Raw genomic sequence first — 12338 nt, 5'->3', positions numbered from 1 at the left:
AGGCGCTCGACGTCTCTCCGATTCTGTTCGCCGATCCGGCCCTGGTCGAGGTGACACCCGACGAGCGTGATGTCCTCGAATCCTACCGCCGGATCGTGGCGGACCCGACCCGCAAGACCAGCGTCCACCGCATCATGGCAGCGATCGAGATGGGTCGGGAGGCTGCCCCGTCATGCTGAACCCGTCCGACCTCTCGAGCTTCGACCTCGACAGCCTCTCTGCCGGGCTTCTCGCCCTGGCCCGGCGCCAGCACCGGTGCCTCCGGCTCGCCGATCAGGTGGCCGTGGCCGACGAGTGCCCCGGCATCGCCGCCGAGATCGACAACCTGGATCGCGACGCCGCGTCGGCCGCCGAGGCCCAACGGCTGGTCTCGCACATCATCCGCCGATTTCTTGAGGATGAGGGACACGCGCCGGCCGCGGCGACCGCACCTGCCGGGACTGGTTTGGTCAAGCGTGCTCTTGCTGCTCTGGCCGGCCGAACTCCAGCCTCCCCCTCAACCCGCCCTTCCACGCAGACGAAGCCGGAGGTTTGAGCCATGACCACATTCCAAATCAACGAAGACCGCCTCGCGCAAGTTACTCCGTCGTGTACATGCGGCTGCGGGCTTCCCGCTCCGTTAGCGCAGCGCAACAATGCGCGCCTTGGGCATGTAAAAGGAGAGCCGCTGCCGCGAATAGCGGGGCACAATAGAAAAGGAATGGCAGACCTCTCTCGCTACTCTGAGGCTGACCACGGGTACAATACATTGTGCTGGGACTGGGCTGGGGCACCAAGCCGTAAAGGATATGGGACAACTCAGGTTGATGGAATCAAGAAGAACGCTCACAGAGCGGTCTATGAGGCGGAAAACGGCAAGCTGCCAAGAGATCTTCACCTTGATCACCTCTGCCGGAACAAGCTCTGCGTTAGGCCCTCTCACATGGAGCCGGTCACGCCGTTAGAGAACGAGCGCCGGAAACGCGCCGCCCTCGCCCTCGTCGTGCGGATGATCGAACTGGAGGATGCCGCATGACCACCACACATCCCAAGACCGAGACGAGGCGGGTCGAGGCTGCCATGGACGCATTCTATCCCGGAGAGGATTGGCGTACAGTTCTTGGAGAATACGCGGACGGCTGCCGTGAAGAAATGCGCGCCGCCCTCGCCGCCGCAGACGCCATCCGTCCGGCCGAGAGCGCCGGTCAGGCGAGCGGCGAAGCGACACTGAGCCTCGAACAGATGGTCCATAATGTTGCAGCGACTGCCTACAACGAGGCTGTCGCGCTTGCCGATGGGGGCAACGATTTCGAGAAGGGCCTCGCCGAAAAGGCCAGGGGCCAATTGCTCGCCGCCCTCGCGACCCCAGCCGCCAATCAGACGCGCGGCGTGAACGAGGAAGCCCTTGCTTCGGCGCAGGCTTTCTTGGAGCGCGCAGCGAGCATCGCCAAGCACGAAGCTTCGGCTATTTTCAAGGAGCACTCCGACCCGTCGCACGAAGGGTGGCAACATCTGACGCGCGATCTCGCTTCGGCTCTTTCGAGCCCGCATGCCCTGCATGTTGTGTTTGACGGGCCTCCCGGCCCGCAGGCCGGCCGCTTCGTTGAGGTCGAAACGCCGGATGGAAAAAGCGTTGACGTCGGGCAGTGGCACGCGCGGGCTGATGGGCTTTGGGAACTCCGCCTCGCGACCCCGGCCACCGCCCCGGGGGAGCGGGAGGCGCTTAAGCCGTTTGCAGCGGCGGGCGACAGCCTCACCGAATTCCCGCCGGCCGGGCTCGTAAGCGGCAACCTGTATGTGGCCTGCAAGAACCCAGGACTTGGCACCGGGTGGCATTACATGGCGGTGAACGCCTTGGTCAGCGATCTTCACGCTGCCTCGGCCGCCCTCCGCACCAATCCCCCAGCCGAAGCCCCTGCGCCAGAAAATCGGCAGACGTTCATTCCGGGCCACCTTGATAGTCTTTACGCCTCCGGCCTTACCCCTTCGGGAGTTCTCCGCGCCGAAGCCCCTGCGCCAGCGGGCGGGGAGCGGGATGCGCTGGCACGGTTTGGCCATCACCCCGATCCCGCGAACGATTTCTGCGTCGAAGTCGAGGTTATTCAGGGCATGGCCCATGACGAAAGTGTGGGCGTGCCGGTTGCCGGGGACCTGTCTGAGCGTATCGCTCGTGCCATGACATTTCGGGCCGGCGGCGACGAGATCGCAGTTTCCGCCAAGGGCATTCTTCGAAAAATCGAGAGCGACCGCGCCGCCCTCGCATCCCCCAGCGTCAGCCCCCCTGGCGATCGGCAGACGGTGGAGGTGCCGGACGAGAAGGGACAGCGGCGAATGGCCGAAGGTTGCTGTTCTGCAATCAGCCCGTGCTCTCACCAGCGCAGCGACCCTTACACGCTCTGCGGTATCTGCGCGAAGGCCGTCCCATCATCTGACTGGAAGTTACAGGCATGACCGTCCAAACTGCTTGGGGGCAAATGATTTCCCGATGCTATGACCCAAGTCACCCCAAATATCCGCGATATGGCGGGCGAGGAATCAGGGTTTGCGACCGATGGATTTGTCGCCGTCTGTTCATGGAAGACATGGGCGAGCGGCCAGATAATCTAACGCTTAACCGCATAAACAATGACGGAAACTACAGCCCGGAAAACTGCGAATGGGCTTCGGCTAAAGCGCAAAGCAGAAACAAAGGAAATAACCGTATCGTAAATTACAATGGAGAAACGCGAACGGTCACCGAATGGGCGCAGATTATGGGGATCAAGCGCCGAACTCTAGCAAAGCGCCTGGATAGTGGATGGTCCGCAGATCATGCCCTGACTGTTCCAGTGTCTTCTTCAAACACAACTGGCAGGGTGTCGATATGAAAACGGTTACTTATGATGAAAAGAAGTTCGTGCTGGTCCCGCGTGAGCCGACAGCGGCGATGTTGGATGCCCCGCTTGCAGAGGGGTCAAGCATCACAGGCGCCCGGTATGAAAGTCGTATTGATCTCCGGCCACTGATCTACGCCGCCATGATCTCGGCCGCTCCCACCACCTCCGTAGAGGGAGCGTAGGGCGATGGCTGATGCGCTCAAGAATACCGCAGAAGAGCCGGCCGCGCCGCGGCACACTCTCGGCCAAACTATCTCATACGTTGACCGGCATGGCCGGCAACAGATTGGCAAAGTGTACAGGATACGCGCTTCTTGGAGTTACAAGTCTGGCTCTGCGCCATTGATCGTCTATACCGTAAGCCACCCAACTTACGCCGGTAAACGTTACCACATAGACGCCAATGACTTGGAGCCCCGCCCATGACCACCACCCACGACGCCCGCACGGCAGGACTGCGGGAGGCGGTGGCGTTCAAAATCCTTAGCATGATCAAGGGTCGCACCAACGCCGATGGTAGCTTCACACGAGTTTTGACATGCTCCTCGGAAGAGGCGGCTCGAATCCTCCTCACCCCAACCGGCCCCATCGCCTCGCACATCGCCGAGATTGAGGCCGAGCGGGATAGCCTTTCATATCGCCGCCGGTGGAACGTCGAAGAACGAGATGGCGGCGTAGTTGCTATCTGCCAAGGAGACCACCACCGATCTGAGGATTGCGAGTGGATCGACTACACCCCGATGCATCGCACCCTCACCGCCGAGGCCGAAGTCACCCGCCTGACCGCAGCCCTCGACGCCGCGACAGCCGCGTTGGATGCCGCAGACTACCTCGCCGATCGATACAGGGCGCTGTGGGAAGGCAAGACGGTGCGCGACATAACTGAAGCTGAGGCTTCCTACTCATCAGCTAGTAAAATTCTTGGCCGCGCCCGATCCACCCTCGACACTCTGAGAACCCAAGGAGGCGAGCGTGAATGAAGGCACGACCTTCCAAGGAACTACCGGCCATTTCCGCATGAAGGTCGGTCACTGCCCATTCTGCCGCCAAGACAGCGCGCAGCTTTGGTGCGAGCCCCATGAACTGTTTGAGCCGTTCCAGGTCCGGTGCACTGGCTGCGGCGCACGTGGCCCATGGGCTGACTGCGGTGAGGCGGTTGCGGTGCCGGCTTGGCGCAGCGTCGAGGCCAAGCCGCGTGGCTTCGCTACCGAAATCGACATCACTCCCGGAATGCTCGCCGCGGCATGGGATGCGTGGAAGCCGCGGCGGCCGGCCGGATCACGTCTTGGGCCTGGGCCAGCCTTCGCCGAGGCTATCAGGGCCGCTTTTTCTGTCGGCCGCGCTGCGCTGAAGGAGGACGGGGACCGTGGGTGAGCACTTCAAGATTGCCGCCGCCGAGGAGGCCCCGCTCTGCTACCGCGTGTCTCAGGCCGCGAAGCTCCTCAACGTGTCCCGCTCCAAAATGTGGGCCATGGTCTCGAGCGACGAGATTTTCAGCACGAAGATCGGCGGGTGCGTGGTGATCCCGCGGGAGGATCTTCAAGCCCTACTGAGGAGGCCGGTCGCGAAGGCAGACCAGTCATCCATCAAATGACGACGCTTCGCCAGTGCGTCGCCCCGGCGATAGGCGCGCTCGGTCTCATCGCCGACCAGATGCGCGAGAGCCGCCTCGATCACCTCTCGAGGATGTTCGGTCTCGTCGGCGGCCCAGTCGCGGAACGAGGATCGAAACCCATGGGTCGTAATGCTGGCATGCTCGGATCGGCGCAGAAGCGCGGCGAAGGCCATATCGGACAGCACAGTTCCGTTTCGGCTCGGGAACACCAGGGCATCCGGGTCGGCGTCCGCCGGGCGATGATCGCTGAGGATTCCCAGGGCGACGGCCGAAAGCGGCACGCGGTGCGGCCGGCCCATCTTCATCCGCTCTTTCGGTACGGTCCACAACGAAGCGCCGAAGTCGATTTCCTTCCAGCGCATTCCGCGGACCTCGCCGGAACGCGAGGCGGTCAGGATCACCACCTCGAGCGCGCGAGCTGTCTGCGCTTGGCGCTCGCGGATCATGGCGATGAAGGCCGGGACGGCATCATACGGCAGGGCGGCGTGGTGACCTCGGATGAGCTTGCCGGGCTTGGGCAGCATCACATCAAGGTGGCCGCGCCAGCGGGCGGGGTTCTCTCCTGCGCGATGACCGCCGATCCGTCCGGCATCAAGGATTCGCTCAATGCGCCCGCGCAAGCGCTTCGCGGTCTCCGGCTTCTCATGCCAGATCCGGCGGAGAACGGTGAGCACGATCTCTGCATCAACCTCGGTGATCGGCATCGCCCATATCTCGGGCGCCTGGACCTCGAGCGTTTCGCGCCACTGCCGGCGGTGCGCCGCGTTCCGCCACGACTTCTCATGGTCGGCCATGTAGACCTTGGCGATGTCGGCGAAGGTCACGGCCGCCGCCTGGACCACGGCCAATGGTTGGGTGCGCTTGGCCTCAATGGGGTCTACCCCACCAGCGATGAGTGCGCGCGCTTCAGCGGCGAGTTCCCGGGCCTTGGCGAGCGGCACGGCGAGAGTGGAGCCAAGGCCCATCTCGCGGCGCTTGCCGGCCAGCCGGTAGAGCATCACCCACCGGCGTGCGCCGCTCTGGTCAACGACGAGATAGAGGCCGCCGCCGTCCGCGTGTCGGCCGACCTCGGAGAGGGTCTGCACGCGACGGGCCGAAAGCCTGTTGATCTCTCGCCCCACCGCTACCCCACCAAGCGCCCTACCAAGACGCCGCGATTGCGTCGGTATATTCTGACACGCATGGGACGGTTTGAGGCCAGGGCGCCTGCGCTGGCAAGGGCTTAGATGTAAAGGACGGTATCAAATGACACGCATTGGAAAGCGATCTGGCGGAGGGAGCGGGATTCGAACCCGCGATACCGTTTCCGGTATACACACTTTCCAGGCGTGCGCCTTCAACCACTCGGCCACCCCTCCAGCCCACGCATTCCTGACCGGGCAATCGCCGAGGCGACCGCACTTTCCACGAAGCGTCGGGACGGGTGCTGTACCTGCCGGAAACCGACAGTGCAAGGCGAAGGAGTCTTGATTCGCGCGCATTCTCCGCAAAGCCTCGTCCTCTGCGGGCGTAGGGCGGACCCCAGCGTTTCGGTTTCGGGCGGCGGTGCTGCGATAGGGGGCAAGGGCGGCGCGCCGTCGGCCTGAGGCTCAAGCGGGTCGATCCTCAGATTCGCCGCTTTTCCGGTCCAACCGGCAGGCCGATGCGGGCGCTCCCGTCGCCTGCTCTCGGGAGTCGTTCGCCACGTGATCCGTTTCGAGAACGTGACCAAGGTCTACCGGACCGATGGGCACCGCCGTACGATCCTCGACCGCGTGTCGTTCACGCTCAAGCCGGGCGTCAGCTACGGCATCCTCGGCATCAACGGGGCCGGCAAGTCGACATCCATGCGCCTGATTGCCGGGACAGAGACCCCGACCCGGGGGCGCGTCTCGCGCAACATCCGGGTCTCGTGGCCCCTCGGCTTCGGCGGTGGATTCCATCCGCAGATGACAGGGCGCGACAATGTCATCTTCGTGGCGCGAATCTACGGTGAGGATCCCAAGCGAGTCTTGGAATACGTCGAGGATTTCTCCGAACTCGGGAGCTATCTCGACGTTCCGATTCGGACCTATTCGTCGGGAATGGGAGCGCGGCTCGCCTTCGGCATGAGCATGGCGATCCCGTTCGACTGTTATCTCATCGACGAGGTGACGTCCGTCGGCGATGCCCGGTTCGCGAAGCGTTGCGAAGAGGCCTTCTCGGCGCGGCGCAAGAACGCCGACGTGATCATGGTCTCGCATGACATGGGCACGATCCAGAGCTGGTGCGAGCAGGGCATCGTGCTCATCAACGGTCGCGCCATCGTCTATGAGGACGTCGCCGACGCAATCGAGGTCTATCGGCGTCTCAACGCTTAGCATCGCCATGTGACCCGTCATGGTTTTGCCGCGTCGGCGCGCCATAGGCCACCGTGGCATCGTTCGGTCTGACGCTTTTACACGCGCGACCGACACGGGTCATGTGACGACAACGCGACCATTCACAGATAGAGAGCCGATTCCGCGGCGGCGGAGACGGCTCTCGGCCAACGCAACGGAACGTCGGGACGCATGAGCGCGGACATCACTACCCCCCGAGCACAGCCGGTCACGACCGCCGACCGCTCGAACACCGTGTCGGAATCGCTGCGCCAGATCGCGCGCGTCTCCCGATTCGTCGATCGCAAGAAGGGTATTCGCTCCTACCAGAGCCACGTGAAGGCCGACCCTTACATCCCGATCCTGTTCGTGCTGTGCTTCGTCATCCCGACCCTGGTCGGCTCGTTGTACTACGCGTTCTTCGTCTCCGATCGCTACGTCACCGAGGCACGCTTCGCCTTGCGGCCAGCCATAGGCAATGTCGAGAAGGCAGCACCCGATCAGGTCGGTACCAGTTCTGGCGTGGCCCGCCAGATGGTGGCGCAGGACAGCATTATCACGACCAACTATATCAACAGCCGCCCGATGGTGGAGATCGTCGAGAAGATGATGCCGCTTCGCGAAATGTTTTCGCGGGATAGCATCGATTACACGTCCCGCTTCGACCCGTCGTTGCCGATCGAGAAATTCGTCAAGTATTGGGCCGAGCGGGTCCACACCAAGATCGAGACCGGCTCCGGTATCATAACGCTCACCGTGAACACGTTCGATCCCGCGGAGTCCCTGCAGCTTGCGAATGCGATTCTCGAAGAGAGCGAACGCATGGTCAATGCTCTCAGTATGCGTGCCCGCGAGGATGCCGTCGCCGAGAGCGTTCGTGAGCTGAATCTCGCTGCGGAGCGGATGACCAAGATCCGAACCGAAGTGGCAGCGTTGCGCAACCGCGAGGGTGTTCTCGATGCTCAGAAGACGAACGACAGCAACCTCAAGGTCATCGGTGAGCTGACGACGGCACGGATCAATCTGGGAGTGCAGCTCGCGTTGTCGCTGCGCGATCTCGCGCCGGAAACGCGGCGAATCCAGGATATAAAGACCCAGATCAAGGATCTCGATGACAACATCGAAAAGATCCAGCGGCAGTCGGCGAGTGAGAATCCCGATCAGCGACGCATTCTGGCCGACTCGCTCACCAAGTTCGAGGCGTTCGATACGGATCGGATGGATGCCGAGAAGTATTTCGCCAAGGTCCTCGCGTCGAATGAACGCGCGCGCATCATCGCAGCCCGGCAGATCGAGTTCTTCAGTATGATCGTCCCGCCGGTGATGGCGCAATCGTCTCAGCAGCCGCGCCGCTTGCTGATGATCAGCCTCATCGCCGGTGGATCGGCGCTCCTGTTCGCAGCCGCCGTCTTCACCCGCAAGTTCATGATGTAACCGGCCGGCGCTGCAGCACCATTCTGGACGGTGTCCTACCGATCCGCCGCCATCGCAACGGTCGCGCCATGATCGCACACCGAACGCGGCGGGCGTCGAAAACGTTAACCGTTCGCTAACCGTAAACCCGGCAAATCTTGCCGAGTCCCGCCTCCGGGGCGACGAGGTTTACGATGAGCGAAACGGCCGCCACCGCGCCGGCTCCCGGCCAGGCATCCGGGATGACCGCGGGGCAGTTCGCGAGCTTCGCGATCCCCAATCGCGCCAACCTCACCGCGCTTTCGAAGCGCACCGACCTGTTCTTCGCCACCGCCGTGATGGGTATCCTCACGGTACTCATCTTCCCGCTGCCCGCATTCCTTCTCGATATGCTGCTGGCCGTCTCGATCATCATCTCGGTGCTGATCATGATGACGGGGCTGTTCATCGACAATCCGCTCGAATTCACCGTCTTCCCGACGCTCCTGCTCGTGGCCACCCTGCTCCGGTTGGCGCTCAACCTCGCCTCCACCCGCCTGATCCTCGGCCACGGCCACGAGGGCACGGCGGCGGCCGGACACGTCATCGAAGCCTTCGGCAACTTCGTGATGGGCGGCAACTTCGTCATCGGGATCATCGTGTTCGCGATCCTGATCATCGTGAACTTCGTGGTCATTACAAAGGGTTCGGGTCGTATCGCCGAGGTGGCGGCCCGCTTCACCCTCGATGCGATGCCCGGCAAGCAGATGGCCATCGACGCCGACCTCTCGGCCGGGCTCATCGACGAAAAAGTCGCCAAGGCCCGGCGCGCGGCTCTGGAAGAGGAATCCTCGTTCTTCGGTGCCATGGACGGTGCCTCGAAGTTCGTGCGCGGAGACGCCGTCGCAGCTCTGTTGATCACCTTCATCAACGTCATCGGCGGCATCATCATCGGCGTCGCCCAGCAGGGCATGCCGTTCCTGGGCGCCGCCAAGAGCTATACCCTGCTGACCATCGGCGATGGTCTCGCGAGCCAGGTCCCGGCGCTGATCGTCTCGACGGCGGCCGGCATCCTCGTCTCCAAGGCGGGCGTGAAGGGCTCGGCCGACAAGGCTCTCGGCAAGCAGCTTGCGAATTATCCCAAAGCGCTCGGAATGTCGTCCGGCGTCATGGTGCTGATCTCGCTCCTGCCCGGCATGCCGATGCTGCCGTTCGTGGCGCTGGCCGTGGCCTCGGGCTACGCCGCCTGGCATTTCGCCAAGGTCGCCCGCGAGGCGCCGCCGCTCGATGCCAATGGGACGCCGATGGATGCCACCGCGGTCGCCGCGGCCCAGGCCGCCAAGGAGGAGACCGTCACCGATCTCCTCAAGCTCGACGACCTCAAGCTCGAGATGGGCTACGCGCTGCTCGCCATGGTCAACGGTCCCGAAGGCCAGGACAGGCTCACCGACCAGATCAAGGCCCTGCGCCGCCAGCTCGCCGCCGAACTCGGCTTCGTGATGCCGTCGGTGCGCATCCTCGACAACGTCCAGCTCGACGCCAATGCCTACGTCGTCCGGGTCAAGGAAATCGAGGCTGGCACCGGGCAGATCTTCCCGGGCCAGTTCATGGCGATGGACCCGATGGGCGGACAGGTTCAACTGCCCGGCCAGCACATGCTGGAGCCGACCTTCGGCCTGCCCGCCACCTGGATCGACGCGTCCCTGCGTGATCAGGCCCAGCTCAAGGGGTACACCGTGGTGGACGCCGCCACGGTGGTCTCGACGCACCTCACCGAGATCATCAAGGCGCACGTCTCCGAACTCCTCAACCATGTAGAGGTGCAGAAGCTTCTGCGCGAGGTCTCGAAGGAGCACGGCGAACTCCTCAAGGAGGTCATGCCGAGCCAGATCGGAACCACCGGGATCCAGCGCGTGCTGCAGTTCCTGCTCGCCGAGCGGGTGTCGATCCGCGATCTCGGCGCGATCATCGAGGGCATCGCCGAGGTGGCGGGCCACGTGAAGAACCCGCGCGACATCGTCGAGCACGTCCGTGCCCGCCTCGGCCGCCAGATCTGCGCCCAGTATCAGGGACCGGACGGGATGCTGCCGATCATCACCCTGTCGCCGGCCTGGGAGCAGGCCTTCCTCGAATCGATCGCCGGTGAGCGTGACGAGCGCTACCTCGCCATGCAGCCGTCGAAGCTCTCGGAATTCGTTAACACCGTCCGCGACCGCTTCGAGACGGCTGCCCGGATGGGTGAAATGCCGGTGCTCGTCACCTCGGTACAGGCCCGTCCCTTCGTGCGCTCGATCATCGAGCGCTTCCGTCGCGAGACGCCGGTGATGAGCCAGGCTGAGATCCATCCGCGGGCGCGCCTGCGCACCGTCGGGTCGGTCTGACGAGACGATGCCAGAACGAAAAAGAGCCTCAGGCCGACTGGCCTGAGGCTCTTCTGATTGGCCTGCGAGATTGGTTCGCGGCCTGTCCCGTCGCGGTCAAAAGAATCAGACCGGCTTCTTCTCCATCCGGCGCTCGATCTGGTGCGCATCGAGGCCCGGTGCCGTGAACGGTGCCTCCGGAGGTACCGGGCCCGGCGCCTGGCCCCTCAGGGCGCTGGCGAGACGGTTGCGCTCGTAGAGTAGCACCACGACCACCGAGATCAGGAACGGCAGCCAGAAATAGAACAGGCGGAACACCAGCAAGGCCGCGATGATAGACGGGCGGGCCATGTCCGGCATCGCGACGACGAACACGAGTTCGAACACGCCGAGGCCGCCGGGCGCATTCGACACAAGGGCGGCCGAGAACGAGGCGAGGAACACGGCCAGCACCACGAGGAAGCCGGGATTTCCGACCTCGGGAAGCGCGAAATAGATGATTCCGGCAGCACCCAGCAGTTCCAGCGGCGCGGCGATGATCTGGCGGATCATAATGCGCGGGCGCGGGTATTCGAGCTTGAAGGAGCGGATCGTCAGCGGCTTGAGATGGAGCAGCGAGCCGACCACGTAGAGCGCCACCACCCCGAGCAGCACCACGCCGAGGATGCGGGCGGTGGCGGGATCGGTGAGGAGCGCGGGCAGGTAGCCGTTGAGTCGGGTCAGCGTATCGGGCAGCGTCACCAGGACAAAGCCGCCGAGCAGGATCGTGCCGAGACCGAAGGTGAACGAGCACAGGGCCACCAACACCGCGACTTGGGCCGCCGACAGCCCCTTGGCGGTATAGGCCCGGTAGCGCACCACTGCGCCGGAGAACACCGAAGCACCGATGTTGTGCGACAGCGCATAGGTGGTGAAGGAGCACAGCGAGACGAAGACCCACGAGATGTGGCGCACGCCGAGATGCAGCAGCGCGATTCGGTCGTACCAAGCCAGAGCTGCGTAGGCGACGAGGGTCGCGACCGCGGCAAGGAGGAAGCGATGCAGTGGGATCGCCGCGAAGCTGCCCTTGATCTCGGCGATCGAGATGCCGGCCAGCTCGCGATACAGCAGGTAGCCCGACCCGATGACGGCACACAGGCCGATGATCGGCCAGATGAATTCGCTGATCTTTTTCATGGTGGACAGGCGAGCCCCTCGTTCGGGCCCTCCCTGCCCCACGATGCTGTGCATCGCAAGCGAAGAAGCCCCGTTACAGCGGGGCTCTTCTCACCGGATCATGACGGTTTCGTGCCGCCCTGCCCGTTCGAGGGGGATGCGGGTCAGGCGCGGATGCGCGAGAGACCGATTCCGTCCATGGCCGCCTGGTCGCGGGCGGCTTCGGCAGCGCGCTCTGCGCTACGCTCCCGGTCCTCGAGGATCTCGATCTTCTTGAGCTCTTCGAAGGCTTCGCCGAGTTCGGCTTGCGCCTCTGCGAGCTGCCCTTCGAGGGCGGCTGCCGAATGGCGCATGTTGTCCCGACGCGTCGCCGCGGCGCGGGCATAGGTCGGATAGGCGAAGTGCGCCGGATCGGAGATGCCGGCGCGGCTCTCCTCGTGAGCGACCTCACGGTCAAGCTCGGTCGCCATCCGGGTGAAATCGGCCTTCATCATCTCGATCTGCGTCACCCGCCGACGCTTCTCGTCGACTTGGAAACGGCGCAGCCGGATCAGCGTGTCACGCGATTTCATCTGAGGGGTCCACTCCACGCAACGCCCGTATCTCCGGCGCACGAAACCAG

The 12338-nt window shown here is 63.8% G+C and carries 10 protein-coding genes and 1 tRNA gene; 7 read left to right on the top strand and 4 right to left on the bottom strand.

The features are described from left to right. Window positions 1-172: 172 nt before the first annotated feature. The 4 genes from G3T14_RS18125 to G3T14_RS18110 all read left to right on the top strand — a co-directional run bounded on the left by G3T14_RS18125 (window position 173) and on the right by G3T14_RS18110 (window position 3835). Window positions 173-535, top strand: coding sequence for a hypothetical protein (locus G3T14_RS18125; RefSeq protein WP_163643940.1), 363 nt, complete (start codon window positions 173-175; stop codon window positions 533-535). Window positions 536-538: 3 nt separating this feature from the next. Next, window positions 539-1015 (top strand): HNH endonuclease signature motif containing protein, encoded by a 477-nt coding sequence (locus G3T14_RS25440; RefSeq protein WP_163643939.1) that lies wholly within the window; start codon window positions 539-541, stop codon window positions 1013-1015. Beyond that, entirely contained in the window at window positions 1012-2430 is a 1419-nt protein-coding gene (locus G3T14_RS18115; RefSeq protein ID WP_163643938.1) for a hypothetical protein, read from the top strand. The genes G3T14_RS25440 and G3T14_RS18115 overlap by 4 nt, the downstream gene beginning before the upstream one ends. Before the next feature lie 847 nt (window positions 2431-3277). Continuing rightward, window positions 3278-3835, top strand: a complete 558-nt coding sequence (locus tag G3T14_RS18110; protein ID WP_163643937.1) for a hypothetical protein — start codon at window positions 3278-3280, stop codon at window positions 3833-3835. Window positions 3836-4394: 559 nt separating this feature from the next. On the opposite strand, the gene G3T14_RS18100 is transcribed toward G3T14_RS18110, so the two are convergent. Both G3T14_RS18100 and G3T14_RS18095 read right to left on the bottom strand, forming a co-directional pair. Then, window positions 4395-5555 (bottom strand): integrase arm-type DNA-binding domain-containing protein, encoded by a 1161-nt coding sequence (locus G3T14_RS18100; protein ID WP_348645301.1) that lies wholly within the window; start codon window positions 5553-5555, stop codon window positions 4395-4397. A gap of 183 nt (window positions 5556-5738) precedes the next feature. Further along, window positions 5739-5828, bottom strand: a tRNA-Ser gene (locus tag G3T14_RS18095). Between the two features lie 327 nt (window positions 5829-6155). On the opposite strand from G3T14_RS18095, the gene G3T14_RS18090 reads away from it, so the two are divergent. From G3T14_RS18090 to flhA, 3 genes are all read left to right on the top strand, one after another. Further along, window positions 6156-6809: an ABC transporter ATP-binding protein gene (locus tag G3T14_RS18090; RefSeq protein ID WP_163643934.1), complete on the top strand. Its 654-nt coding sequence runs from the start codon at window positions 6156-6158 to the stop codon at window positions 6807-6809. A gap of 192 nt (window positions 6810-7001) precedes the next feature. Beyond that, window positions 7002-8243 carry a capsule biosynthesis protein gene (locus G3T14_RS18085; RefSeq protein WP_163643933.1) on the top strand — a complete coding sequence of 414 codons (1242 nt, stop codon included), beginning with the start codon at window positions 7002-7004 and terminating at the stop codon, window positions 8241-8243. 173 nt (window positions 8244-8416) lie between these two features. Beyond that, on the top strand, window positions 8417-10582 hold the full coding sequence (gene flhA, locus G3T14_RS18080) for a flagellar biosynthesis protein FlhA (protein WP_163643932.1): 2166 nt from the start codon (window positions 8417-8419) through the stop codon (window positions 10580-10582). 105 nt (window positions 10583-10687) lie between these two features. Here the strand turns inward: flhA and G3T14_RS18075 are convergent, their stop codons facing one another. Together G3T14_RS18075 and fliJ are read right to left on the bottom strand one after the other, a co-directional pair. Next, window positions 10688-11737, bottom strand: coding sequence for a lysylphosphatidylglycerol synthase domain-containing protein (locus G3T14_RS18075; RefSeq protein ID WP_163643931.1), 1050 nt, complete (start codon window positions 11735-11737; stop codon window positions 10688-10690). A 143-nt stretch (window positions 11738-11880) separates the two neighbouring features. Beyond that, complete coding sequence (fliJ, locus tag G3T14_RS18070; RefSeq protein WP_163643930.1) at window positions 11881-12288, bottom strand: flagellar export protein FliJ; 408 nt, start codon at window positions 12286-12288, stop codon at window positions 11881-11883. Window positions 12289-12338: the final 50 nt, after the last annotated feature.

The sequence above is a fragment of the Methylobacterium sp. BTF04 genome, from assembly GCF_010692745.1.
Lineage (GTDB): Bacteria > Pseudomonadota > Alphaproteobacteria > Rhizobiales > Beijerinckiaceae > Methylobacterium.
The sequence above is the reverse complement of the archived record's forward strand: the minus strand, read 5'-3'. Positions and strand labels throughout refer to the sequence as shown.

Bases quoted from the DNA above. Each gene is read 5' to 3' on its own strand.
- G3T14_RS18125 (WP_163643940.1), top strand. From the start codon at position 173: ATGCTGAACCCGTCCGACCTCTCGAGCTTCGACCTCGACAGCCTCTCT.
- G3T14_RS25440 (WP_163643939.1), top strand. From the start codon at position 539: ATGACCACATTCCAAATCAACGAAGACCGCCTCGCGCAAGTTACTCCG.
- G3T14_RS18115 (WP_163643938.1), top strand. From the start codon at position 1,012: ATGACCACCACACATCCCAAGACCGAGACGAGGCGGGTCGAGGCTGCC.
- G3T14_RS18110 (WP_163643937.1), top strand. From the start codon at position 3,278: ATGACCACCACCCACGACGCCCGCACGGCAGGACTGCGGGAGGCGGTG.
- G3T14_RS18085 (WP_163643933.1), top strand. From the start codon at position 7,002: ATGAGCGCGGACATCACTACCCCCCGAGCACAGCCGGTCACGACCGCC.
- flhA (WP_163643932.1), top strand. From the start codon at position 8,417: ATGAGCGAAACGGCCGCCACCGCGCCGGCTCCCGGCCAGGCATCCGGG.
- G3T14_RS18075 (WP_163643931.1), bottom strand. From the start codon at position 11,737: ATGAAAAAGATCAGCGAATTCATCTGGCCGATCATCGGCCTGTGTGCC.
- fliJ (WP_163643930.1), bottom strand. From the start codon at position 12,288: ATGAAATCGCGTGACACGCTGATCCGGCTGCGCCGTTTCCAAGTCGAC.